This window comes from Paenibacillus sp. DMB20, from assembly GCF_000987955.1.
Lineage (GTDB): Bacteria > Bacillota > Bacilli > Paenibacillales > Paenibacillaceae > Paenibacillus_AQ.
The window spans coordinates 388,746-412,676 of the sequence record NZ_LAZU01000032.1; the positions used below are offsets into that span (position 1 = coordinate 388,746).

Annotated in this window: 18 protein-coding genes, 9 pseudogenes and 1 riboswitch; of the genes and pseudogenes, 13 read left to right on the top strand and 14 right to left on the bottom strand. The window is 52.1% G+C overall.

From position 1 onward, the window contains the following. Nucleotides 1–175: 175 nt before the first annotated feature. Nucleotides 176–385: riboswitch (cobalamin riboswitch) on the bottom strand. A gap of 219 nt (nucleotides 386–604) precedes the next feature. The 5 genes from XI25_RS17570 to XI25_RS17590 all read left to right on the top strand — a co-directional run bounded on the left by XI25_RS17570 (nucleotide 605) and on the right by XI25_RS17590 (nucleotide 5,172). Next, entirely contained in the window at nucleotides 605–1,141 is a 537-nt protein-coding gene (locus XI25_RS17570; RefSeq protein WP_046678888.1) for a sigma-70 family RNA polymerase sigma factor, read from the top strand. A gap of 83 nt (nucleotides 1,142–1,224) precedes the next feature. Continuing rightward, complete coding sequence (locus XI25_RS17575) at nucleotides 1,225–2,334, top strand: DUF4179 domain-containing protein (RefSeq protein ID WP_046679538.1); 1,110 nt, start codon at nucleotides 1,225–1,227, stop codon at nucleotides 2,332–2,334. A gap of 80 nt (nucleotides 2,335–2,414) precedes the next feature. After that, nucleotides 2,415–3,380 carry a DUF5643 domain-containing protein gene (locus XI25_RS17580; protein WP_046678606.1) on the top strand — a complete coding sequence of 322 codons (966 nt, stop codon included), beginning with the start codon at nucleotides 2,415–2,417 and terminating at the stop codon, nucleotides 3,378–3,380. A gap of 236 nt (nucleotides 3,381–3,616) precedes the next feature. Further along, the gene (locus XI25_RS17585) at nucleotides 3,617–4,411 is read left to right on the top strand and encodes a lipase family protein (protein WP_152669117.1); all 795 of its coding nucleotides are present in this window, start codon (nucleotides 3,617–3,619) and stop codon (nucleotides 4,409–4,411) included. Nucleotides 4,412–4,674: 263 nt separating this feature from the next. Continuing rightward, nucleotides 4,675–5,172 (top strand): YjgB family protein, encoded by a 498-nt coding sequence (locus XI25_RS17590; RefSeq protein WP_235439819.1) that lies wholly within the window; start codon nucleotides 4,675–4,677, stop codon nucleotides 5,170–5,172. A 168-nt stretch (nucleotides 5,173–5,340) separates the two neighbouring features. On the opposite strand, the gene XI25_RS17595 is transcribed toward XI25_RS17590, so the two are convergent. Then, complete coding sequence (locus tag XI25_RS17595) at nucleotides 5,341–6,660, bottom strand: aminopeptidase (protein WP_082112323.1); 1,320 nt, start codon at nucleotides 6,658–6,660, stop codon at nucleotides 5,341–5,343. Nucleotides 6,661–6,779: 119 nt separating this feature from the next. Here XI25_RS17595 and XI25_RS17600 point away from each other — a divergent pair, with 119 nt between their 5' ends. Both XI25_RS17600 and XI25_RS17605 read left to right on the top strand, forming a co-directional pair. Beyond that, nucleotides 6,780–7,736 (top strand): serine hydrolase domain-containing protein, encoded by a 957-nt coding sequence (locus tag XI25_RS17600; RefSeq protein WP_046678603.1) that lies wholly within the window; start codon nucleotides 6,780–6,782, stop codon nucleotides 7,734–7,736. A 99-nt stretch (nucleotides 7,737–7,835) separates the two neighbouring features. Next, nucleotides 7,836–8,838, top strand: a pseudogene (locus tag XI25_RS17605) (lipoate--protein ligase). 123 nt (nucleotides 8,839–8,961) lie between these two features. Here the strand turns inward: XI25_RS17605 and XI25_RS17610 are convergent. After that, nucleotides 8,962–9,675 carry a metal-dependent hydrolase gene (locus tag XI25_RS17610; protein ID WP_046678601.1) on the bottom strand — a complete coding sequence of 238 codons (714 nt, stop codon included), beginning with the start codon at nucleotides 9,673–9,675 and terminating at the stop codon, nucleotides 8,962–8,964. A gap of 298 nt (nucleotides 9,676–9,973) precedes the next feature. Here XI25_RS17610 and XI25_RS36340 point away from each other — a divergent pair. From XI25_RS36340 to XI25_RS17620, 4 genes and pseudogenes are all read left to right on the top strand, one after another. Continuing rightward, nucleotides 9,974–10,120, top strand: a pseudogene (locus XI25_RS36340) (EamA family transporter); the annotation flags it as partial. 46 nt (nucleotides 10,121–10,166) lie between these two features. Further along, nucleotides 10,167–10,286: pseudogene (locus XI25_RS36345) on the top strand (EamA/RhaT family transporter); the annotation flags it as partial. 75 nt (nucleotides 10,287–10,361) lie between these two features. Next, the gene (locus XI25_RS36350) at nucleotides 10,362–10,829 is read left to right on the top strand and encodes a DMT family transporter (RefSeq protein WP_327204798.1); all 468 of its coding nucleotides are present in this window, start codon (nucleotides 10,362–10,364) and stop codon (nucleotides 10,827–10,829) included. Between the two features lie 37 nt (nucleotides 10,830–10,866). Further along, nucleotides 10,867–11,677 (top strand): annotated as a pseudogene (locus XI25_RS17620) (Cof-type HAD-IIB family hydrolase). A gap of 106 nt (nucleotides 11,678–11,783) precedes the next feature. Here XI25_RS17620 and XI25_RS17625 read toward each other — a convergent pair. From XI25_RS17625 to XI25_RS17640, 5 genes and pseudogenes are all read right to left on the bottom strand, one after another. Next, nucleotides 11,784–12,558: pseudogene (locus XI25_RS17625) on the bottom strand (MBL fold metallo-hydrolase). Between the two features lie 131 nt (nucleotides 12,559–12,689). Beyond that, nucleotides 12,690–12,920, bottom strand: a complete 231-nt coding sequence (locus XI25_RS17630) for a hypothetical protein (RefSeq protein WP_046678597.1) — start codon at nucleotides 12,918–12,920, stop codon at nucleotides 12,690–12,692. Further along, entirely contained in the window at nucleotides 12,917–13,219 is a 303-nt protein-coding gene (locus XI25_RS36355; protein WP_327204799.1) for a hypothetical protein, read from the bottom strand. The genes XI25_RS17630 and XI25_RS36355 overlap by 4 nt, the downstream gene beginning before the upstream one ends. 92 nt (nucleotides 13,220–13,311) lie before the next feature. Next, nucleotides 13,312–13,944 carry a nucleotide-binding protein gene (locus XI25_RS36360; protein ID WP_327204800.1) on the bottom strand — a complete coding sequence of 211 codons (633 nt, stop codon included), beginning with the start codon at nucleotides 13,942–13,944 and terminating at the stop codon, nucleotides 13,312–13,314. A gap of 126 nt (nucleotides 13,945–14,070) precedes the next feature. Next, entirely contained in the window at nucleotides 14,071–15,348 is a 1,278-nt protein-coding gene (locus XI25_RS17640) for a serpin family protein (protein ID WP_046679539.1), read from the bottom strand. Nucleotides 15,349–15,534: 186 nt separating this feature from the next. On the opposite strand from XI25_RS17640, the gene XI25_RS17645 reads away from it, so the two are divergent. Then, entirely contained in the window at nucleotides 15,535–16,110 is a 576-nt protein-coding gene (locus tag XI25_RS17645) for a GNAT family N-acetyltransferase (protein ID WP_046678595.1), read from the top strand. Between the two features lie 249 nt (nucleotides 16,111–16,359). Here XI25_RS17645 and XI25_RS17650 read toward each other — a convergent pair. From XI25_RS17650 to cysT, 4 genes and pseudogenes are all read right to left on the bottom strand, one after another. After that, nucleotides 16,360–17,447: pseudogene (locus XI25_RS17650) on the bottom strand (sulfate ABC transporter substrate-binding protein). Between the two features lie 28 nt (nucleotides 17,448–17,475). Next, nucleotides 17,476–18,538, bottom strand: a pseudogene (locus XI25_RS17655) (sulfate/molybdate ABC transporter ATP-binding protein). A 1-nt stretch (nucleotide 18,539) separates the two neighbouring features. Then, nucleotides 18,540–19,337, bottom strand: coding sequence for a sulfate ABC transporter permease subunit (locus XI25_RS17660; protein WP_046678592.1), 798 nt, complete (start codon nucleotides 19,335–19,337; stop codon nucleotides 18,540–18,542). After that, nucleotides 19,334–20,150, bottom strand: a pseudogene (gene cysT, locus XI25_RS17665) (sulfate ABC transporter permease subunit CysT). The gene XI25_RS17660 and the pseudogene cysT overlap by 4 nt, the downstream one beginning before the upstream one ends. Nucleotides 20,151–20,331: 181 nt before the next feature. Between cysT and XI25_RS17670 the strand changes: the two are divergent. After that, nucleotides 20,332–20,733, top strand: a complete 402-nt coding sequence (locus tag XI25_RS17670; RefSeq protein WP_046678591.1) for a secondary thiamine-phosphate synthase enzyme YjbQ — start codon at nucleotides 20,332–20,334, stop codon at nucleotides 20,731–20,733. A gap of 172 nt (nucleotides 20,734–20,905) precedes the next feature. On the opposite strand, the gene XI25_RS17675 is transcribed toward XI25_RS17670, so the two are convergent. From XI25_RS17675 to XI25_RS17685, 3 genes and pseudogenes are all read right to left on the bottom strand, one after another. Next, nucleotides 20,906–21,508, bottom strand: a complete 603-nt coding sequence (locus XI25_RS17675; protein WP_046678590.1) for a TetR/AcrR family transcriptional regulator — start codon at nucleotides 21,506–21,508, stop codon at nucleotides 20,906–20,908. Between the two features lie 5 nt (nucleotides 21,509–21,513). Continuing rightward, a complete protein-coding gene (locus XI25_RS17680; protein WP_046678589.1) occupies nucleotides 21,514–22,146 on the bottom strand; it encodes a YigZ family protein in 633 nt (210 codons plus the stop codon). 202 nt (nucleotides 22,147–22,348) lie between these two features. Beyond that, nucleotides 22,349–23,693, bottom strand: a pseudogene (locus tag XI25_RS17685) (glucose-6-phosphate isomerase). Nucleotides 23,694–23,931 lie beyond the last annotated feature (238 nt).

Below are 23,931 nucleotides of genomic sequence, written 5' to 3' on the forward strand. Positions count from 1 at the left end.
TACTCCATAAACCGGCATCTGACGGCCATGTCTCCCTAAAAAAAAGCCCCCGACTCTCAACAAGAAGAATCAGGGGCTACGTTATGGGATAACCGACAACCCTTGGACCAGCAAGCCGCAAATTTCGGGCTTCACGTCAGGGTTTCTCCAAACGCAATCCTCTCCTCGAAGGACCGTCAGATCATCACGCGAAGCAGGTCTCCTGACTTACAGGTTGTGACGAAACCTCCGCCTTCCCGTGCCTGTGACCAGGCCAGTGGCAGTGTGGAGGATATCCCTGTTTTACAGTGGCGGGACCGTGCCGGACTTGCACCGGCTTCCCTTTTAACCCGAATGGCTGCCGTAAATCGGCTTCGCAGTCGGGACCTCGCGAGTAAGATATGGTATGTTTTCAAGCTTGCCTCTCTGTTGACGATTATATGAGATATCTCCTTGGCTTACAACTAAATGTCTCGGTGACGCATGTACGTACATCGGATAAGCAGCCGATTCTTCATGGAATCGGGCAATTTGTTTTTTTTATCGTGTAATATAACATTTTGGCATACTCGTCCATCTAATCTTATAGAGGGCCCTCAAAAGGAGATGAAATTTCGTGCAGGATATGGAACTCGAAGTCAAGAGAGCGCAGCGGGGAGATCGCGAAGCGTTTATCCGGCTCTTCCGGAGGCTGGAGCCCGAGCTGTACGGCTTGGCGAAGTCCATTGTGAGACGCGATGAAGATTGTGCGGATGTCTTTCAGGAAACAACGCTCAAGGCATATAAAGCAATGTCGACATTGAAAAAACCCCAATACTTTAAAACCTGGGTGATTCGGATCTTGATCAATGAATGCAATCAGCTGCTTCGAACCCGCGAAAGAACCGTGGCCATGGCTGAAGTGCCGGAAACGGCAAGGTCCGCCCATTATTACGAAGACAGCCGCAAGCTTGACCTTCGTGAAGCGGTAGAAAACTTGGATGAATCGCTTCGTATCGTCATTCATTTATTTTATTATCAAGATTTGCCCATCAAACAAATCTCCGGCGTGCTGGAAATCTCGGAAGGTGCCGTCAGGGCCCGCCTCCACAGAGCACGCGGGATACTGTCGGACCAAGTAAAGCAAACACGGGAGGGGAAGCTGGCGTATGAATCCTTTTGACTTGGATAAAGAACTCCGGGAGACCGGGAGGAAGCTGGCGGCCGAGCTTCCGGATATGATCCGTCAGCGTCAGGATGAGGTCTATGCTTCATTATCCGACCTCCCGATGCAGACCCGAACCGGGCGAACACACAGCTCCAAAAAAAATACGCGGATATGCGGGAGCCGCAGCCGCAGCCGCCTTCATCGGCGTGATGAGCAGTGCCTATGTGTCACCGATTATGGCGGAGTCCCTAAAGAGCATTCCAGTGATTGGCAGCATCTTCAAGCTGGCGGACGACCTGGGGCTTCAGACAGCCGAGGAGCGCGGGCTGGTGGCTGAACCGAACGTCGGTGCCACCCACGAAGGGGTGACCCTCCGCATACCCGAGGTCGTATATGACGGAACCCGTCTATCCCTGGCCGTTAAGCGGGAGGGCGAAGGACTTATTGGCGGCATATCGGATTATGAGGTGGTACAGGAAGGCGATTCTACCAATCATATATACCCAAGAGGCGCCATAACGGAGGTTGAGATGTTCATTGACGGCACTTCCATTTATGACTATAACGGAGGGAAAAGGCCCGGGCTGATCGGGAATCCGACATCGGACCCCAATGTGGTTCTGTACCAATTAACCGGCTATTCCCATCTGGGCGAAGGAGCTCCGATGCTGCCCGATCAATTTCTGTTAACGGCAAAAATCACGCTTGAAGGAATTGAAGAGCCATATATCATCGATGTTCCCGTTCGCAAAAGCTCAAACCAAATCGTCGTAAAATCCGGTGAGACAAGAGAGTGGGGCGGCCTTAAATTAACGTTGGAGCAGCTTAAATTCACTCCGATCACGACCGATCTCATCATTCATGCCGAGCAAATCGGCAACCCGGAAGACGGCAATCATAAAGATTTGCTTTACGAGGTGCGGGATGACCGGGGCAGGATACTCGGTTTGGTGACTGGCATGGGAATATACAAGGACGATTCGCAACGAGAACAGCGGACGGAATTGATTTTTGAGCGATTTGAAGAAACGACGAGCTCCATTACGCTTAAGCCATTCCTGCCCGTATTTCAGGATCCTTCTGCCAATGGCGGCCTATATGCAGTCGACGGCAACGGGGATATTGTCAAGAAGTACCTGAAAGACTTGGAAATCACCATTCCGGTGGATCGCGCAAGCTTGGAAAAGCTGTACGACAGTCATCAATAAAGAATTGACCAAAAGATGCGGATCCAGCAGTTCCGAACAGATCAAGGCCGATAAAGTAAAAATGACAAGGAGACATGGACATGAAAAAAATATATAAAGTTATGAGCACGATGACGCTGGCTGCCATGATTTTGGGAGGTGCGGCTTTGGGGACCGCTCAAGCGGCCAGCCCATCCGCGACTAAAGATAAGGTAACCGCGAGCGGCTCGACGCAGAGCAAATCCAAGACGGCCAGCGTTACTCAAGACGGCATCACATTGGGATTGTCCAAGGCGTTATATGACGGAAACTGTGTCAGCATTCAAATGGAGCGGAGCGGCAAGGGGCTTATTGGCGGCATGATCGGAGGGAAATGGGATGATAAGGCCAACGAGTTCGTTCAGGAGAAAGGCATGATCCATAAGATGGACGTCTTTATCAACGGCAAATCCTTATACGAGTACGGGGATCGTATGGCACAAAGACCAAGCTTAAGCATGACACCGGGCGCTGACGCGAATCATGCGTTTATCATTCTGAGCGATGCTTCCCAGCTTGGGGGCAAACTCGAGACTTTCCCCGACAAGTTCAAGGTTACGGCCAAAATCAGCCTGGAAGGCGTAGATAAACCATATAACCTCGAGATTCCGGTCCAAAAAACAGCGGACAAAGCGGTTGCCTTACAGCCTAACCTTACGAAAAAATGGAACGGCCTCGGCATGACGCTGAAAAACGTGAAGATGACCTCCTCCTCCACAAGGTTGCAAATGGTTCTGAAGGGCCAAAACGAGGATTCAACCATCCTCTATGAATTTGTCGATGATCAAGGAAACATGCTTGACCAAATAACAGGAATCGGCACCGACGAGAACAACGCCAACGGCGACTTTTACTACGACTTCATTGTTGCCGCTCTGGATAAGGACGCCACGTCGATTACAATCAAGCCGTTTACCCCCGAATTTGAAGAGCCGAATGCAAAACACGGCGCATTCAAGGTCGACAACAACGGTGAAGTCGTCAAAAACTACATTGAAGAACTGGAAATGACCGTCCCTGTAAAGTAATTCCATGACGAACGTTTTAACTTGAAAAAGGATGCTCTGCAGGTTCATTGAACCGTGACCCGTAAGAAGGAAACTTTGAAAAAAGTTACCCTCTTGCGGGTTATTGTTTATCGGGGCAACCGGTCCAGACACGCAAGTTGAGGTTGTGACGGAAAATGCACCGAGATTATGCCTGTTCTCCAGGCACCTCGCCTTCATCCCCCTAATATAGTGTAGGAGAGAAAGGCGGGATACACGTGAGCACGGTGGATGATCTGGAGAAACGGGCCATTTTTCTTGCGGCCATCTGTGGACAGACCTACACGCAATTCGAAAACGCGGACGGCTCGTTTGTCGTTCCGGCCCGTTATTCGCTCCATGATACCATAGAAGCGCGATCCATTATCGGCGTATGGGAACGCTTCGGATTTATTCTTGAGTCCGCGCAGGAGATCATCATTGCCTTCCGAGGGACCAGCTCAACGACGAACTGGATTTCCGACATCATCGCATCCCAGAAAAAATTCAAGTACATCAAGGAAGACTGCCTTACGCACCGGGGCTTTACAAACATCTATGATTCCGCTCGCGGCCAAATGATTTCCGCGCTGGCCAAGTTGTCCCCCGATAAGGCATTATTCATTACGGGTCACAGTCTCGGTGCTGCTCTAGCCACGTTGTGCGCCATCGATATTGCGGCCAACACCTCTTTTCGCTTTCCGTTCCTGTTTACGTTCGGGTCGCCTCGCGTAGGCGATCCGGCATTCGCAAAGGCGTTTGCCAAGCATGTCCCGAACAGCTGCCGCACCGCCAATCCGTTTGACGTCGTTACGCATGCCCCGCCCTCCGTTTACAAGCTGCCCAAGCGGGAAAAAAGATACTATTACAGTCATGTCCGGACCTTGTCGTCCCGGCCATTCCAGAACGGATCGCTAGGCGCGAACCATGTGATTTCAAGCTATTTCGCCGAGCTTTCCAAGCTCCAGCCTCAATTTACGGAACGGTTGTGCTCGGCGAATCCAGGATTCTGCCCGGACAAATGGAAACGATGACCCTAAGCTAACGATGAAACCACCTCGATGTCAAAATTGACATATCCTCTTCATGGATACGTAACCCAATCGCTCTCCCATTCTACTATGATTTAGAAGAAACATGACACGTATGGGTTGGATGAAGAAAACATGTGGTAAATACATGTTACAAGGAGAGGATATGACATGAATATAAAACAACCGGCAAAAAAAGCGGCGATCGCCTTGGCTATGGCAGGCGTTATGGGCCTTGGCGCGTTTGGAGCCATATTGCTTTTCCTGTGCATCACGCTGACGCCGCGGCATCGGCACCTAACGACGACTATGCTTCCAAGCTGGCCCTCAAGACGCTGAACAGCTTTTATAAACCCGCGCTGAAAGGCCAGTTCCCCGGAGCGGTGAGCGGCCTCACGATTGGGCGCAGCACCAAGCAGGATGTCATTCAAAAGATCGGCCAGCCGGAAATGCCCGGAAAGGATGCCGACGATTTCGACCTGTATGGCGCGAATATGGGGAATCCGGGTTACGCCTTTCATTATAAACTTGGCAAAATCCGCGAAATGCGCTACTTCGGCACCAATGTGGAACGCCAAACGAACATCGGCGGCATTACGATGAACATGCTGAAACGGAACTGGTTCAAACCGAGCTCCACGACCACGTTCAAAAACGGGAAAACGACGCAGACCAAATTGACTTACATCCGCGGGGACTATAAACTCGAGTTTATTTTCAACAGCAGCACGGAGCTGGATCATATTAACCTTGCGGCCAAATAACCGGCGTAAGTAGAAACGACTTCGGCGGCCTTCTTATGGACGATAGCATTTCTGCAAGAAATATAAGCCGAATATAAATGGAAGCTTATACTCTCTTATATTTTCAAAAAAGACAGCGACTCATTCGAATCGCTGTCTTTTGATGTTTTTTAAATGCTGCGAATTGTTTTATAAAATGGCCCAATTGCCGCTGCGGAAGATCGCTTCCCTGCGTCCGTCCTCGGTGATTCCGTCAATGGACAGCTGATCGGAACCGATCATAAAGTCGACGTGAATCAAGCTTTTGTTGACCCCATGCTTTGCCAGCTCCTGATCATCCATATCCTTGCCGCCCTCCAGGTTGACCGGATAGGCTTGACCAAGCGCCAAGTGGCAGGAGGCATTCTCGTCAAACAACGTATTGTAAAAAATTACGTCGGCATTGGAAATCGGAGAATCATGGGGAACCAGCGCAACCTCTCCAAGAGCACGGGCGCCGTCATCCGTATCCAGCAGCTTCCTAAGCGCCTCCGCTCCTTTCTCGGCCGTGAAATCCACGACCTTGCCGTCCTTGAAGGTCAGCTGGAATCCGTCGATGACAACCCCGTTGTTGTTGAGCGGTTTCGTGCTGCGGACGGTTCCGTTAACGCCGTCCTTGCTTGGAAGCGTGTATACTTCCTCGGTCGGAATATTGGGATTAAATAAAACCCCTTTGGCGTTGTATTTTGCGCCTCCCAGCCATAGGTGGCCCTTGGGAAGCTCAATGGTCAGCGATGTGCCGGGCCCTTCATATTGAAGCTTGCCGTACCGTTTATCGTTCAGGACTTTCACGATTTCGCTTAGTTTTTCATTATGCTCTCTCCATGCTTCAACCGGATTCTCCCGGTTGATCCGCGTAGCGTCGATAATGCGCTCCCACAGCTTCTCCAGCGCCGCTTCCTCCGCGTCGTCCGGAAATACTTTCGCAGCCCACTCGGGCGTCGCGTAAGAGATCAGCGTCCAGGCATTGGCGTGCGCCATCAGGTAGCTGCGATACTTGTTCAACGCGGCGGCAGCCGTTTTAGCCGCGGTCGCAATCCGCGACGGGTCCACCCCGTTCAGCAGATCCGGGTCCGGAGAATAAATCTGGATGAACGCGGCTCCGTTCTCCGCGTATTCTTCCATTGCCTTGGCCCGCCACTGCGGGTATTCCGAGAATGCTTCTTCCGGAGCATGCAGGTATTTGATCTTGGACAGCTGCTCATCATTGTACTCCACATGCACATTACGCGCGCCCGCTTCATATGCTTTCAGCGTGATCAAACGGACAAGGTCCGCCGCAGCGATCGGTGCCATTACAACAACCGTTTGTCCCGGTTGAACGTTCACCCCCACCTTGACGGCAAGCTCGGCATAATTTTCTAACTGCAATCGGGTCGGATACACATCGATTCCTCCATTCTCATGACAATCCCTCTCTATTATATTCGCTGCCAAGGAAGATCGCCAAACTTGTCCTCCCCGGCTCATGGCATCCTCCTTTGTTGTAACCTCTGGTTTAGATCATGTATTCTAATGAGTATGATTGATTCGGAATGCACGGGACCTCCCGTTTTCAACTTATCCTACCAACGTAAAGGAAGGTTCTGATGGATTTATCTTCATTGTCTTCAACCATCGCACCGGTGGATTTGAGAAGCTGCTTGATCAGCCGGAACGGCCGGCTTATATTTGAGCATTACCGGAATCGGCATGTGCCTGAGGAAACCGCCAAAGTGAACTCCTGCACCAAAAGCTTCCTGTCCGCGCTGATTTGCATCGCGATGGATCAGGGGATTCTGCCGGGGCCGAAGACGCGGATCGCCGAATTTTTTCCGCGGCTTGCCGCAGACCCCGATCCCCGCAAACGGGAGATCACGCTGGAGCACCTGCTGACGATGACCGCCGGTTTCCAATGGACCGAATTCGGAGGACAAAAATCGTTTCCCCGCATGACCCGATCCCCCCATTGGATCGATTTCGTATTGGATCAACCCATGTCCGAAATGCCGGGAACCCGGATGGAGTACAACTCGGGAGTATCGCAGCTGTTGTCCGCCATCCTGGTACAAGCCGCAGGTGTAAAGACGGCCCGTTTTGCCGAAACGGAACTGTTTGGCCCGCTGGGCATTGAAGACTATAAGTGGGAAGCCGATCCGCAAGGGATACATACCGGGGGGTACGGGTTGTGGCTTCGCCCTGCGGATATGCTCAAGTTCGGGCGGCTCTACCTGCAGCTGGGACGCTGGGAACAGGAGCAGCTTATTTCCAAGGAACGGGTCATACGTTCCGTGCAGCCCGCCATTCCAGCGAATGCGCCGAACCGCGGCTTTTACGGCTGGCATTGGTGGACGGATACTTACGAAGCGGAGGCGGATGGAGACGGCCCTGGCTCGCCTGCTTTCGGCTATTATTACGCCAGGGGGTACGCAGGGCAATTTATTTATGTCGTTCCCATCCTGGAGACCGTTGTTGTCCTCACCGACGATAAACGCAAGAGGGAACGGCATCCCGCCAATGTGTTCCGCCAATTCATTGCGCCTTTGCTTACGCAGGCTTTGAGATGAGCGATTTTTGCATTCCTTGGCTTTGCCCTTCCCGGCGAACATGGTTTACAATGGATCATAGGCACTACGATACAGAATGAACCATACGGAGGCGTACATATGCTGTTTATTGATAACCAGGGAATTCATGATCCCGCCATCAACCTAGCCATCGAGGAATATGCGCTGAAGCATCTTCCTATGGATGACAGCTACCTGCTTTTTTACATCAACCGGCCCTCGATCATCATCGGCAAGCACCAGAATACGATCGAAGAAATCAATCAGGAGTATGTCCGTAATCACGACATTCAAGTGGTTCGGCGATTGTCCGGAGGAGGAGCCGTGTATCACGACCTCGGCAACCTCAACTTCAGCTTCATTACCAGAGACGACGGACAGTCCTTTCATAACTTCCTGAAGTTCACGCAGCCGGTCATCGATTTCCTGCAAAAAATGGGAGTGCCCGCGGAGCTGAGCGGCCGCAACGACCTACAGGTCGGGGAGAAAAAGATTTCGGGGAACGCCCAGTTTTCCACGCGCGGGCGCATGTTCAGTCACGGCACGCTCATGTTCGACCTTGACCTGGACAACGTGCAGGCTTCGCTTAACGCGAATCCCGAGAAGTTCAAATCCAAGAGCACGAAATCGGTCCGCAGCCGGGTTGCGAACATCAAGGAACTGCTCGGCACCGACATGACGATTGAACAATTCCGGGCGGAGCTGTTGCGCTCGATCTTCGGCATGGAGCCGGATCAGGTTCCGCAGTACGTCCTGGAGGACAAGGACTGGAAGGTCATCCATGAAATTTCCAAGGAGCGCTACCAGAACTGGGACTGGAATTACGGGCTCTCCCCGGAAAGCAACGTGAAACACGCGAAAAAAATTCCCGGTCGGCATCATCGACATCCGGATGAATTTGAAAGACGGGCATATCGCCGACATTAAAATTTACGGCGACTTTTTCGGCGTAGGCGATGTCGCTGACATAGAAGATGCGTTGAGAGGCAAACGGTACGAGGAAGCCGAGGTAAGAAAAGCTCTGTCGAGTATCGACGTTAAGCATTATTTCGGCAACCTGGAAATGGACGACCTTGTCGGACTTGTCTTTCTTGAAGAGTAGTTTCTTGAGGAATTCAAAATATAAGTCTGCCCAAAAGAATATCGGCGACCGACTTTCGCATGATTAGGTCAACCGGGTTACCGGTTGGCCTTTTTACTGCCATTGACTTTCAAAGCTCCCCGGCTATTTCGAAGCGATAAACACGTACCAGACAAGCACGAACGTCAGCCCCATGCAGATATTCTCCACCAGGTTCCCCCATTTGGTTCCGGTGCTCATGAGGCTGAGCTTAAGTCGGAACTTTAAAGGAGGCAGCGGTTTGATTCCCCTGTTCGTCAGCATGTCGGCCACCAGGTGAAGCGTATAGGAAAGGCCTCCGGCCAGCCAAACGCTTTCGCTGCCTGGCAAGCCCTTGGTGCCGTAATAAAGCAGGCCGGCCCACCCGGCCGCAGCATAAACGCTGTGCGTCAGGCCGCGATGGGACACGAGGGACGATATCATCAGGATACAGCCGGCAATCGTATTCCATGGGCTTAAATTTTGTGCAAATTGGAGCAATCCCAGACCGATCATAAACATGACGATGTGACGCAGCGTCCTTCCGGGCAAAAACGACACGACCGCAATCAAACCGGCGAGCGCCAGATTCCAGGGTGCGTAATCTTGTCCGTAATAATAAATAAATACGGCTCCCGTAACCAGGATCAGCTGCAAAATACGAAGCAGCCCCGAGGGGATTGCCGTTCTGACGAGGATCGAATTCGGCTCGTCGATATCCGGCAGCAGCGAGCTGACAACGGCAACCGCCGCCGCGGGGAGGGTAACGGGAACTCCGGCCAGCCCCAAGACCGACAAAGAAACGCCGGTTCCGATTACCAAGTGGGCTCTTCCCATCATGATTCTTTCTTCCTTTCATTCTCAAGGTGCCTTGTCAAAGCCGAAACATTCCTTCATAACACAAAAATGGGAATATACGTTCGGCATTCAAGTATAGCAAAAAAAAACCTCTTTTTGTCTACCCCTTCCACTGAGATTGGATCCGCTCAGGTCTTTGGGCCTTTCGATTTCTATTGTCGGCCGGGGCGTAATGGGATACAATTTGATCACTTGCGTGATTTATGTACATGTTAGAAAAGGAGGATAAGACTTGACCCGCTCCCGTATTGCGGACCTCAGCCTGCTTCTGGTCGCCATGATGTGGGGCTGCACCTTTTTGATCGTCCAGCACGCCGTGCGCGTACTTCCGCCCATGGCGTTCAACGGCATCCGTTTTCTAGGAGCCGCACTGCTGCTTGCCCTGATTATCACCTTGTTTTACCGCAGGCAATGGCGCGAAATATCCGGAAAAATGCTGCTTCACGGCAGCCTGCTCGGCCTTTTTTTTATTTATCGGCTTTGGTTTCCAGACCGTCGGCCTGCTCTACACCACGACGTCAAATACCGGTTTTATTACCGGTCTGTCGGTCGTTATCGTGCCGTTCCTTTCCTGCTTCCTGTTAAAACACCCCATATCCCGCTTTACATGGATCAGCGCTTTGCTTGCGGCAGCGGGGCTTTACTTCCTTGCCTTTGCAGGATCCGAAGTGAACTGGAACAAAGGGGACATGCTCGTGTTTTTCTGTGCCGTCGGTTTTGCCCTGCACATCGGCTACATGGGGAAATACGCATCCCGCTATCCTTCCCTGCCGCTGGCGTCGCTTCAGATGGGCGTTGTGGGGATTCTCAGCGTAACGGCCTCCTTGTTTACCGAAAGTGTCGGCAGCCTTTCCGTTCTGTACGAGAGCTTGACGGTACCGGAAGTGCTGACCGCCCTGCTAATTTCGATCGGTCCGACCAGCGCGTTTGCCTACTGGATTCAAACCGTTTGCCAGAAATATACGACGCCTTCCCGGGTGGCGATTATCTTCGCAACCGAACCGGTATTCGCCGCACTGACGGGAATGATGTTTGCCGGTGAAACGCTCGGCTTGCCGGGAGGTTTCGGATGCCTGCTTATTTTGGCGGGAATGGTCATTGCCGAATTGAAATCGGCACCGCAGACGGTACAATAGAATTAGAGCGATAGAGAGAAGGAGAGATAATCAAACCATGACTACTTACAAACTGATTGCCATCGACATTGACGATACCCTGATCAATGACGATAAAGAGGTCACTCCCGGCGTGCAGCGTGCGCTGGAACAAGCCGTAGCCCAAGATGTCGTCGTCACCCTGGCTACCGGCCGGGCTTACGCGTCCGCACAGAAGATTGCCCGCCAGACCGGATTGAACGTGCCGATCATTACCTATCAGGGGGCACTGATCAAAAACCTGTTGGACGAAAAGGTCCTGTATGAGCGCTATGTTGCGCTGGATGCGGCAAAAAAAACTGTTTGAATACTGCGTGGAGCATAACCTGCACCTGCAAACCTACATTGACGATAAGCTGTATGCTCGCGAGGAAAACCAGAAGCTGATCGACTATTGCGCCCTGAACCGCACTCCTTATTACATCGAACCGGATTTCATCAAAATGGTGAACCAACCGACGCCGAAAATGCTCATTATTGACGATCCTTCCTATCTCGATGAGCTGATTCCGGTGTTCAGGGACCTGCTTGGAGATGAAATGCACATTACCAAATCCAAGCCTCACTTTTTGGAGTTTATGCATAAAGAAGGCACGAAAGGACATGCCCTCACCTTCCTTGCGAACCATTTCGGCTGCGCGCTGGAGCAAACGATTGCGATCGGCGACTCCTGGAACGATCACGAAATGCTGGAGTGTGCGGGTCTTGGCGTGGCCATGGGCAATGCGATCGAGCCTTTGAAGGAAATCGCCGACTATGTCACGTTCAGTAACAATGAAGACGGCGTTAAACATGTGATCGAGAAATTTGTTTTGAATAAAGGGTTATAAGTTTCGCTTTGGGAACGCCAAAGCCCGTCTGGTCCGGAGGACTTGACGGGCTTTTTTTGAATACGTGCGTGCGGCTTCCGCTTTGACAAGAACCGGTTATATCAGATTAGTTGGACAACGCGATTTCCATGCCTGTCAACGCAGCTTCCGTTCCGGCGGGTAGGCCAAGCGGCTGCGTTAGATCCACGTCGTGGGACATATGCGTGTACAGCGTCCGCCCGGGCTTAACCTCCGCCACCAGTTCTGCGGCCTCCTTCATGTCGTACACCGAACGGGTTGAAAATTCGGCCGTCTCATGTACAAAGCTTGTCCCCAACACGAGAAGATCGAGATTATGCAGGGGCTTTTTTCTCCTCGGCATTCAGATTGATGGAGTCCGAGTTGTATACCCAGGCAAACCCGTGTTTTTCAAAACGGTAAGCATAAGAGTATCCGTTTTTGCCGTGATTGACCTTCCAGCAGGCGATATCCCATCCGCACAGCCGGATGCCATCATCGGCCTCCTTCATCTCCATATGGTTGGGAAGCCAGGGGTACTGCCTTGAGATCCGTTCCAGCACCTCCCGCGGGGCAAACAGCCGCCCATTTCGGCCAAGCCACCGGCAAGCATCCGCCCACTCCGGCAGGCCGCCGATATGGTCGAAATGGGCATGCGTCACGAGCATGTCCCGGATATGGCGGATACCGGCAGACTCCATCATCGGACGCCAATCCGGACCGCAGTCGATCAGAAAGCGCTCCTCTCCGCGGCTAACCATGACCGACGATCGCAATCGGCGGTTCCTGCCCGTCGTTCTCGCTTCCGTGCATACTTTACAATCACAATAGACGCGGGGTACCCCCATCGCATCCCCGGTTCCCCAAAAAGTTAATGTATCCATGCCGACCTCCCAAAATATTGCGCCAAAATTACCTCACTTAAACAAAAACCGCCCGGCAACGTGCCGAACGGCTTAATTCTAGGATAGGACCGCCTAGTTCGGCGGGTTTCCCTTATAGGTTCAATTAAAAATCATGCAAATGAGGGCTTCTTGTCATCCACCGAGCCGCTGATGACTTTCACGTATTTCTTGTCGGTTCCCTCCACGGAAGGGCCGATAAAAATGCTTGATTTAGTCTGGCGTTTAACCCGGCGCTCACGCGATTTTAAACTCCCTGTCTGCGGCACGTTTCCGCGGATCACCCAATGACCGCTGGTAGAACCAAGGTTTCCCGTACTCTTTTTCTTACTACTCCTGTTCATGGGGTATCCCCTCCAACCAAATGTCTGATGGTTCTAAGCAGCTCGCTGTTATGCTCCACGACTTCTGCCAGCTCTTCGTCGGACAAAATCACATGTCCCGTTAAGTGTACGGATAACACATGCTTCTCACCTAAAGGATAACAGAACACGTATACCTCTGCAACTTCCTCTTCGTGATAAAATGCCCATTTTCCGCTGTTATAGACATCGATTACGTAAATGGACTGTGTACTCCCGGTTTTGCCTCCTTGAAACGGAAAAAAACGCCCCTTCCCTACATTACCCCCGATTTGAGCCATTCCATCTTTTCCGGTGTTTGCCCAAAATGCCGCACCGGTCACCCTGAAATCCCCCCCGTCCCGGCGGGAGCAGGGAATTGCGGACCGCCTCGCTAAGCGCATGGTATTTTTCGGCCTGATCCGTCACATGAACGTTCCGGTTGTATTCCCAAAAAAAAGTGGAGCACGCTTTGTTTGCGCCTCAGCTCCAGCTCCTTCTGCTCGATAATATCGACGGGATGCTCAAAAAGAGATTCCGTTTCAACCGCGTGCAAGATGTGGCCGCAGGCGACATCCACCGCCGATTTGAAATCTCCGTCGCTGCGCAGCTCGTATTCCAGCAGCGTCAGTCCTTGAAGATCGGACAGCAGGTGGTATTCTTTCACCGTGATATCCTGGACCAGCTTGTCGTCAGGCTCCACCTGGTCCGGTATGATGCAGAATACTCTTCGCCTGCCTAGCTTGCCCCAGAACAGTCCCATCTCAAACAGCGTATTGTCCCTAGTGACAAATACATGCTTTCCGCGAATGAGCGCCACGTCATCGGGCGAGAATACGAATACCCCGAAATCGCTTCGCGCAAGCTGCCGCTCCAGTGCCTCCATCGTGTACATATTGGCCCCGAAGGTGCCGCCGTACCACGGGGTGACTTGAGCGGCGCGCTTCAGCTGCTCATGAACGGCTCGGGCATATTTGATGGCTTCCCGGGATGAACCAATGAATAAATTCGGCTTCGGTATGGACATAGGCACATCGCATACTCCCCTTGTTGTTCAAATGGTTACTCTAATTTTTCGAACTCATTATTGGACCATTATAACAAAGTTACCTAATTTTATGGGAAATATTTGATGGTTTCGGTTTAGTATATGCTACGGACGATTGACCGACCCCATAAATATCCACGTACCCGTGTCCCGATCTTCAATGGCAAAGAAAAATGGACGGTTTACCGTCATCTCCACGGGCTCCATAGGCACTGCCGCGCTGGTCGGCATGCCGACGGCCGTGACCGCGGCAGCCTTCGTTCCTTTCTCGTCCACATCCACAATCGCTTTATGTTTAACCTCCCCTATGAACAGGGGCAGGCCGTCGATCATGCCGGAAAAATCAGCCCTTTGGGGATCCACGGCCGATTTCATGCCCAAACCTTCAAGAACTTTCTCCAGTTTCAAGTCGGTTTCGGCCTTAAACTTCGGCAGGCCCAGCTTTACCGTTTCAAAGGAATAATCGTCCATCCACACGGAAGGGTCCTTCCACAGCTTCTTGTGCACCTGTTCAAGAGACGACGATTCTCGGGGCAAAATCACGAGCATATGCATTCTCCCATCCCCGTACGGTAGCCTAACGGCCTGCCACTCCTTGCTTTCCTTATATCCGAATCCCTCTTCGATGCGCATCATGGGTACCTTTTTAACCGACCCGTCCGGCAAGGAGAAGTTCTCCTCTTTGGTGTATTCAGGGTTGAATTCGTCCATCCATCCGCCATTGAAATAGATCGCATTTACAAGTACCGAATTCGCTTCGGGCGGATTTTGGTATATCCCCTTGATCATCCCGTTCGTCTTTTGATCCACCCATCCGTTAATCTCTTCCACGAAGGCTTGCGAACTCAGATCCGCCGAACGGGCTTCGGCGCCATAGCTCGTCTTCACCCGATTCAGGTAGTTCTCCTGGAATGCATAGCCTTTCTGAACCCACACTGCATTCGCGATGTTCAGCGTCACGCCCGCCCCTTTTTCCAGCAGCGATTTCAATTGGCTGTTTCCCTCGTTAACCTTGTCCAGTCCTATTCCCTTCCAGCCCAGCACTTTCTCCATTTCTGCTGCCGTTTGCCCCGCGCTGCCGTTATAGGCCAGAGCCAAGGCGGTTGAGATGCTGTACGGGGATAAAACTAGGTTGTCCGTTTTGCCCGTTGTTTTGGTTAATTCCCGGTGAAGGCGCAGCCCGAATGCATTTTCCGCCTCCGCGATTCTTTTGTCCAGCTTGGTCAATATGGCCTCCCGCTCTTTCTGGTCAAGGGGCATGGGCTGCTCCGGGTTCTGTCCCACAGCCTGATCCGCACCGTGTCTATCTTTTGCTCCCGAGATTTCGCAGGCCGTCAGCGCCAGCATAAGACCTAATCCCAGCGCAATCCAATTCCGTTTCATTTTGCGTTCCTCCTTACGTCATCTACTTCAACTGGTGTAAATTGGTTATATAATAAACGCTTTTGATTTCATTAAAGTTGCCTCTTTTTGCAATATCGGGTAGCGGAAATGAAGGAATGCCTGATCAGCGCATGGAATATGGTAGCGAAGAACGGCTTTTAGATGAATTATGGAGTGGAAGATACTATGGTTACGAAAAGAATTTTTTTGCATGGAGATAAGGTTACCCTGAGAACGCGAACGCCGGAAGACATGCCGGTGCTGTATCATCTCATTTACGGATCGGAACAGCCGGAATGGAAAAAATACGACGCTCCTTATTTCCCCCTCGAATCCTTAAGCTATGAGGATTTTCTGAAACGCTGGGGGAACGGCTCCTCTTCCGAAGAATACCCCGACGATCTGGTGATTGAGGCGAATGATCGGGCGATCGGCATCGTGACGTACTATTGGGAGCATCAGCCGACGCGCTGGCTGGAAGCCGGCATCATTATCTACCTGCCGGAATACTGGAGCGGCGGATACGGAACGGAGGCCCTATCCTTATGGGTGGACTTTTTGTTCGAGCATTTGACGATCGGCAGAGTCGGCATCACGACCTGGTCCGGCAACCCGAGAATGATGCGCTGCGCCGAAAAGGCGGGCCTGAAGCTTGAAGGGAGAATGCGAAAATGCCGATACTATAACGGCGAATACTACGACTCCATCCGTATGGGCATCACGCGCGAGGAGTGGGAAGCAGGCCGGAATCGGAATATTTAAGTTACAGGAAGCTTATTTCATTTCACATCCGCAACGTCAGACAATCTTAAGCTGGGGCTGATCGGTTATGCGTTTGCTCGGTATTGTCATCCTGCTAGTAGCCTTACACGCAAAAGAGCTGCGCCCATCCGTCATTAAAGACTTTTGAGCGCAGCTCTTGTTTCAAGATATGGACCTCAAGAAACGCATCCTGATATCGCAAGAAAACCTACAATTTATAGCGGTCTATCTTTTTTGAGAGTACTTCGATTAAATTCCCGCCAGCACTTGGTACCAGATGCCGCGCTTGGAGTACAGCGTTTTCCGCACGTGGTCCCAACCGCCGAGATATTCGATGTCAAACAGGCCGTCCGGCTGAGGAAACCGCCCCTTGTTTTTCTCGTATACCGATTCCTCCACCGGACGGAAACCGTGCTTCGCAAAGATCGACTGCGCCTCCGGGGAACGTAAGTAGTCCACGAACGCTTCCGCCAAATCGAGGGTACCGTGTTCCTCTGCATAGGTACGGACGACGGCGGCCGGGTTCTCGATCAAAATCGTATGTTCAGGTATGACAATATCGTAGCGAACCCCTTTCGCGATCCGCGCAAGCAGTTCATTCTCATAAGTAACAATGACATCCCCCACGCCATACTCAAAGGCGGCCATGGATGCCCGTCCGCTCTTGTCGAGGGATTCCACGTTTTTTGTGCACCTTCTCCAAAAAAAGCTTTGGCTGCCTCGGGATCCTTGCGTCCCTGCTCCTCGGAACGCTTCAGTCCCGCACCGTAGATCGCGTTAATATCCCATTGGGCCCCGCCGGACGTTTTCGGATTCGGATACAGCACCTTGACCTCCGGCCTGGTGAGATCCTCAAACCCCCGAATATCTTTCGGGTTGCCTTCTCTGGTACCCAGCACAACGATCGAGCGGGTTACCATTCCGCCGTAAGGCTGTGTCTTCCAGTCCCCGGAAACCAATCCGGCCTTGACCAGCTTATCGATGTCCCCTTCCAGGGCCAGCAGGGTGACATCCGCTTCAAAACCGCCGGCAATGGACCTTGCCTGGGTTCCCGAAGCCTCATACGATTCCTGAAACGTAATGTTCTCGCCGGTTTTGTCATGCCATTCCTCCCGGAACCGGGGAAGGATTTCCGCCATAGCATCCTTCGCCACGCTGTAAGCGCCCACGACAAGGGTCCTTTCACCAGACCCGGTAAAAGCCGTTTTCGCCGTTGCTACAGCCGCTTTTTCATCCCTCCCGCCGTCAAAGCAGCCCGCCAGCAAAGGGAGCAGGAGAAACAGGATCAAACCGGATATCCCTAGACGCCCGCTATTTCTCCGTATCTCTGTTTTCATATCCGCCGTCTCTCTCCTTTTCGCTCGGCTATATGATGACCGGCATGGGGTCGAATTTCAGCCGGTTCTCTTCGATCCAGCTCTCTTCCTCATTGAATAAGTAAGCGCGGTGAATGAACACGCGAACCTTCTGTCCCGGCTGAAGCGTCTCCTTTTCCAGGGAACGGTAGGTGACCAGCTTATGCCCCTTAACATCCACTTCGACCAGCCATTCGCTGCCGCGAAAATGAAGATGGCGGACGATGCCTTGCTCGGTCGCGGAAAGCACCGGAAAATCATGGTCCCCTCCAAGCTCGATATATTCGGGACGGATTAATGCCCGCGCCTGCTCATCGAATCCCGTTTCAAAGCCCTTCAGGATCGAGGCTTCCTCGACGATCGTGGACTCCCCGATGAAGGTGGCCACAAACGGGGTTTTCGGCTCCTTGTAGATATCCCAAGGCGTTCCTTTTTGCTCTACCCGCCCCTGATTGATAATCATGATTTCATCCGCAACCTCGATGGCTTCATCCTGGTCATGCGTCACGAAAATCGACGTGATTCCGACCCGCTCGATCAGATCGCGCAGCCAGGAGCGGAGCTCCTGCCGTATTTTCGCGTCAATGGCGGCAAAGGGCTCATCCAGAAGCAGCAGCTGCGGCTCCGGCGCCAAAGCCCGGGCAAAGGCGACACGCTGCCGTTGTCCGCCGGACAGTTGGTGCGGGTAGCGGTGCTCAAACCCTTTCAGCCCGGTCAGCTCCACAAGCTCCATCACTCTTTCTTTGATTTGGGGCTTAGGTATTTTTTTTTACCTGCAGGCCGAAGGCAATGTTGTCGTACACGGACATGTGCTTGAACAGAGCATAGTTTTGAAAGACAAAGCCGATCCCGCGCTCCTGCGGCGGAATGTCGTTTACGACCTGACCGTGAAACGCGATATCGCCGCCGTCGGGCGTTTCCAACCCGGCCAGCATGCGCAAAATCGAGGTTTTGCCTCCTCCGCTCGGCCCCAAAAGGCCGATCAGGTGTCCCTTCTCGATGTCAAAACTGACGTCTTTAACGGCGTGAAAGCCGCCGAAATGTTTATTCAGGTTACGAACCTCAACATGCATGTCAATGCACTCCCTTTCTCTTTTTGATCCACTCCATCAGCAACAGAAGACCGGCTGAGAAAGCTGCCAGTACCAAAGCGACTCCGCTGGCCGCAGCCACATTGAAGTTCTCGACATCTTGATAGACGAGCGTTGTGGCGGTTTGGGTTTTGTTCATGATGTTGCCCGATACCACGAGAACCGCCCCGAACTCCCCGAGAGACCGAGCGATGGTCAGCACCATCCCGTAGACGACCGCCCAGCGGATCATCGGCCAGGTCACCTTGCGGAACGTCAACCATTCGTACGCTCCCAGCGTCGATGCCGCCTGCTCCTGCTCGGTACCGATTTCCTGAAGAACGGGCATCACTTCCCGGACCATAAGCGGAAACGTCACGAACAGCGTGGCGATGATCATGCCGGGAAAAGCATATACAACGTTAAACCCGATCCCTTCGAAAAAACCGCCGATAATGCTGTCCGGTCCCAAGAGGAGCACAATCATCAATCCGCCGATGACCGGGGAAACGGCATAGGGCAAATCCACGATGCTGTTCAGCAGGCTTTTGATTTTTCCGCTGAGCCAGCCGGCACGTACAAGATATAACGCCATCATGATGCCGAACAGCGCATTCAGCAGCGTGACGATAACCACGATGGCACCTGTCATGAGCAGTGCGTGAACCGCCTCCGGCCGGCCAAGCGCTTTGCCAAGACCCTCAAGGCCGCCGCTGAAAGCGCTGGTTACGATTTTGGACAGCGGGGCAATGAGCAGAACAAAAAATATGCCATACGTCAGTCCGATCAAGGCTCTTCTCATGATCGCCGCCCCCTTTGCTGCACGCGGTTCATCAGCCATAGCACGATAAAGGACAACGTCAACAGGAGGACCGATACCGCCGCCGCGCCAACCGGATTATCGCTTTCCACTTCTCCGTAGATAAACACGGAAGCGACAAGCGTACGTCCGGGAATGTTGCCGGCAACAAGCACGACAGCCCCGAATTCCGCCAAGGCTCGCGAAAAGGCGAGCATGCCCCCGCTGATGATTCCGGGAAGCATGGCAGGTAAAATCACCCTAAAAAAAGGTGCGGGCCTTCGACGCCCCCATCGTATACGCCGCTTCCTCCTGAGACGGTTCCATCTCTTCCAGCAAAGGCTGAACCGACCGGATCACAAAGGGAAACGTTACAAAAACCATCGCAATGACAATGGCCGGCTGATGAAAAACGATTTCCACGCCAATCCGCTCAGCGGCAAGACCGATCCAGCTTCCCGGCCCGAGCAGAAGCAATATCATCAATCCGCCCACCGCCGTCGGAAGAGCGAACGGGAGATCGACAAGGCTGTTCAGCAGCGTTCTGCCGGGAAATCGGTACTTCGTCAGCACCCAGGCAACCATCGTCCCGATTACTACGTTGATCAGAGCCGAGATCAGTCCCAGCTTTAGCGTCAGCACGACGGCCTTCCAGGCAATGGGGTCGCTTAAGCTTTCGGCAAAAGCCCCCCAGCCGTCCGAGAATGATTGAACATATACACCGAAAATCGGAAACACGATAAGAATGCAAAAGTAGAGCAAAATCGTGCTCCGAAATCCCCACTTCCACCCTTTATGGCGGATCAGTGCCGTCAACATGAGTCCCTCCTGCCTTCGAACGTCTTCTCGTCCGTTTTTATAAACTCACATTTCCTATTAGTATACTTGGTATTAATATGATTAACACTTTACCAAAGGGGTATGGAATCGTCAATCCATCTTTTGAGCTTCTTCGGGTAAAATAGTAGTAAATAACTTTTGAAGGAGATGGATCTTCATGCTGTATCATATGGAGCTTTCAACGGTAAAGCGGGATGAGATGAGGGACATTACACGGGAGATTAAGAATCTTGTGACGGAAAGCAGCGTCCAGAGCGGGATTGCGCTTGTTTACTGCCCGCATACCACAGCAGGCATCGCCATTAACGAGAATGCCGACCCCGATGTCAAGCGGGACGTGCTGATGCGTTTTGACGAAGTTTATCCATGGGAACATCCGAAATACCGCCATATGGAAGGCAATACGGCATCCCACCTGAAATCCATAACGTGTGGGCCCTCTCAACACATTATTATTCAAGATGGGCGTCTTTTGTTAGGCAAATGGCAGGGAATTTATTTTTGCGAATTTGACGGACCGCGGAGCAGGGAATATTACGTGAAAATCATGCAGGGGTAAAAATGCGAAATTCCGGCCGATTTAAGGAGGCGCCCTCGGATCTGCAAACAAAAAAAAGACAGGCAGCGGTTATGGCCTGCTCCTGTCTTTCATTCATTAGGTAATTGACGTTTCAACGCTACATCGAAGTAATTCGTTGAAGCGCAAGTCCGCAAAAATTCGTTTCACCGTGCTACAAGGGGTTAGATTTTGCCGTAAAGCCCCGGCATAATGCTTTCACGTGCGCAATGGCAGCAGGCTTGATCTCATCAAAGCTAACACGGTCCTGGATATAAAAAGATACGAAGCCGTGCGTCGATAAGAACAAGGTAAGCGGCAGGTTGCGCCTCTCTTCTTCACTGAAAACGTCTTCAAGCAAATGCTTGCGGACGAGCGCCGAAAACATATCGAAACACCGGCTCTGCTCGGTACGGCAGTAAGCCAACAGCTCCTCGTCCCGGATCATAAACATGATCTCATATTGATATGGATGATCCAACCCGAAACGGACAAACTCAAGCAGCAGCTGCTCAAGTTTCGAAATTCCGTCGCTGGGCGCCTTTCCTGCCGCTTCGTGCAGCAGCAAAGCCAGATCATTGAAGTCTTTCATGACAATGGCGTAGAAAAGCTCCGCCTTTTCCTTAAAATGATAATATAAGGACCCGTGGCTGTAACCCAGGTGCTGCCCGATGCTCCGCATCGAGATGGCCCGGTATCCTTTGGTTATAAACAAATGCCTGGCCGCTTCCAAAATACGCTCTCTTGACAACTCCCGTTCTACCGCTCTTCGTGCCATATCATTTATTCCCCTTCAATAAAATAAAGCGACTCTCCCTCCGTGATCACGGACTGACCCTGCGTCAAATCTACCATCCATGCCACAAAGCCATCCTTTTCCCCGTCCAAAGGCAAACAGGTTAATGTCACCTTGTCGGCAAAAGCCGTTTCCCCCATCCGGGTATTCCGACTGCGCAGTTCGTTCTCCACCTTGCCGAGCCACGTGTAATCCAGCTCAACAAACACTTCACGGTGAAGGACGCGCGTGATCGGATCCCCCGATTCAATGGCAGCCACAGCCCCGTCGGTGTAGGCTCGGATCAAGCCTCCCGCACCCAGCATGATTCCTCCAAAATAACGGGTAACCACGATCGCCACATTTTTGAGTCCCTGGTTGCGGATCACCTCGAGAATCGGCTTCCCCGCCGTTCCGCTGGGTTCCCCGTCGTCGGACTGCTTTTGGATCTCATCCCGTTCCCCGATCATGTAGGCGGAACAGTTATGCGTTGCGTTCCAATGCTTTTTCTTGATATCTTCGATAAATGCGACGGCCGACTCTTCGGTTTCAACCGGCATCACATGGCCGATGAACCTGGATTTTTTAATGACAATTTCCTTGGATCCCGCTGACCGCACCGTTTTGTAACGTTCCAGCATATGCCGATATCAACCCCTTATGGCCAGGCAGAAAGTAGTGCGTCTTCCTTTCTTGAAAGGTAGACGGCGTGTCCTTCATGAAATATAAATCAAGCCTAACGAATCTTAGACTTTCTTATATTTCAAGAAAAGCAGTCCCCGGCATAAATACCGGGAAACTGCTTCCTTCAGCTGCTCTGTCTCTCTGTTCGTCCAAGTGGTGTTATTCGGAAAGTCTGGCTTCAAGCTCGGCTTTTTCTTTCTCGTAACCCGGCTTGCCGAGGAGAGCGAACATATTTTTCTTGTACGCTTCTACGCCCGGCTGGTCAAACGGGTTCACACCCAACAGATAACCGCTGATTCCGCAGGCCTTTTCGAAAAAGTATACCAGATATCCGAACGAATAGGGAGTGAAATCTGGAATTGTAACAATCAAGTTGGGAACCTGGCCGTCCGTGTGCGCCAGCATGGTGCCTTGGAACGCTTTTTTTGTTAACGAAGTCAAGCGTTTTGCCGGTCAGGAAATTCAGGCCGTCCAGATCGTCCGGGTCGGACTCGATGGTAATGTGGTTGGCCACGTTTTCCACCTGAATCACCGTTTCAAAAATGTTCCGGCTGCCTTCCTGGATGAATTGGCCCATGGAGTGCAGATCCGTGGAGAAATCAACGGACGCCGGATAAATGCCTTTATAGTCCTTGCCCTCGCTCTCGCCGTAAAGCTGCTTCCACCATTCGGAAACAAAGTGAAGGGACGGCTCGTAATTGACCAGAATTTCGATGGCTTTGCCTTTACGGTACAGCGCATTGCGGACGGCCGCATACTGGTAAGCTTCGTTCTCGGCCACGTTCGGACTGCTGTATTCCTTCGAAGCGTCCGCGGCGCCCTGCATCATTTCCTCGATGTTGATTCCGGCCGTAGCGATCGGCAAGAGGCCTACGGCGGTCAACACGGAATAACGGCCGCCCACGTCATCCGGAATGATGAAGGATTCGTAGCCTTCTTCGTTGGCGAGCTTTTTCAAAGCGCCTTTTTCTTTATCGGTGGTTGCGTAGATGCGCTTCCGAGCCTCTTCCTTGCCGTAACGCTTCTCCAGCTCCGCCCGGAAAATGCGGAAGGCGATCGCCGGCTCCGTCGTCGTGCCGGATTTGGAGATGACGTTAACGGAGAAGTCTTTGCCTTCGATCAACTGCAGCAGGTGGCTCACATACGTGGAACTGATGTTGTTGCCCGCAAAATAAATCTCCGGCGTCTTGCGCTTGTCCTTCGGAAGAATGTTGTAAAAGGAGTGGGACAGCATTTCGATCGCCGCCCGGGCTCCCAGATAAGAACCGCCGATGCCGATGACGATCAGGACGTCCGAATCGCTTTGGATTTTGGCGGCCGCCTTCTGAATGCGGGCAAATTCCTCTTTGTCATATTGGGTTGGAAGGTCGATCCAGCCGAGGTAATCGGAACCCGCGCCGGTTTGGTTATGTAACTGATCGTGCGCCGTACGGATCGGTTCGGCGAAATAATCGATTTCATGCTGGTTTACGAAAGAAAGGGCCTTGCTGTAGTCAAATTTAATTTTTTTTCGACATCGTTTACAGCCTCCTGTTTTATCTTAATTGTAGAGAGAGTCAACATTCATAAGTAGGATACTTTAATTTAGGGACGGGTTCAAGTTTGTGACCGCAAGTGTCAAGCTTCCGCCGAAAGTGCATAAATCGCCTGTCCGTCAGCCGCTCGGGGGTGTATAATAAACGGCAGGCGGATGGCAGGATGAAAGCGTTCGGCGAAATAACATATTTGAAGGTGATATCCAT

Coding starts and splice junctions, on each gene's coding strand:
- XI25_RS17570 (WP_046678888.1), top strand. CDS start 605: ATGGAACTCGAAGTCAAGAGAGCGCAGCGGGGAGATCGCGAAGCGTTT.
- XI25_RS17575 (WP_046679538.1), top strand. CDS start 1,225: ATGCTTCATTATCCGACCTCCCGATGCAGACCCGAACCGGGCGAACAC.
- XI25_RS17580 (WP_046678606.1), top strand. CDS start 2,415: ATGAAAAAAATATATAAAGTTATGAGCACGATGACGCTGGCTGCCATG.
- XI25_RS17595 (WP_082112323.1), bottom strand. CDS start 6,660: ATGAGCCGGGGAGGACAAGTTTGGCGATCTTCCTTGGCAGCGAATATA.
- XI25_RS17600 (WP_046678603.1), top strand. CDS start 6,780: ATGGATTTATCTTCATTGTCTTCAACCATCGCACCGGTGGATTTGAGA.
- XI25_RS17610 (WP_046678601.1), bottom strand. CDS start 9,675: ATGATGGGAAGAGCCCACTTGGTAATCGGAACCGGCGTTTCTTTGTCG.
- XI25_RS17630 (WP_046678597.1), bottom strand. CDS start 12,920: ATGAACAGGAGTAGTAAGAAAAAGAGTACGGGAAACCTTGGTTCTACC.
- XI25_RS36355 (WP_327204799.1), bottom strand. CDS start 13,219: ATGGCTCAAATCGGGGGTAATGTAGGGAAGGGGCGTTTTTTTCCGTTT.
- XI25_RS36360 (WP_327204800.1), bottom strand. CDS start 13,944: ATGTCCATACCGAAGCCGAATTTATTCATTGGTTCATCCCGGGAAGCC.
- XI25_RS17640 (WP_046679539.1), bottom strand. CDS start 15,348: ATGAAACGGAATTGGATTGCGCTGGGATTAGGTCTTATGCTGGCGCTG.
- XI25_RS17645 (WP_046678595.1), top strand. CDS start 15,535: ATGGTTACGAAAAGAATTTTTTTGCATGGAGATAAGGTTACCCTGAGA.
- XI25_RS17660 (WP_046678592.1), bottom strand. CDS start 19,337: ATGAGAAGAGCCTTGATCGGACTGACGTATGGCATATTTTTTGTTCTG.
- XI25_RS17670 (WP_046678591.1), top strand. CDS start 20,332: ATGCTGTATCATATGGAGCTTTCAACGGTAAAGCGGGATGAGATGAGG.
- XI25_RS17675 (WP_046678590.1), bottom strand. CDS start 21,508: ATGGCACGAAGAGCGGTAGAACGGGAGTTGTCAAGAGAGCGTATTTTG.
- XI25_RS17680 (WP_046678589.1), bottom strand. CDS start 22,146: ATGCTGGAACGTTACAAAACGGTGCGGTCAGCGGGATCCAAGGAAATT.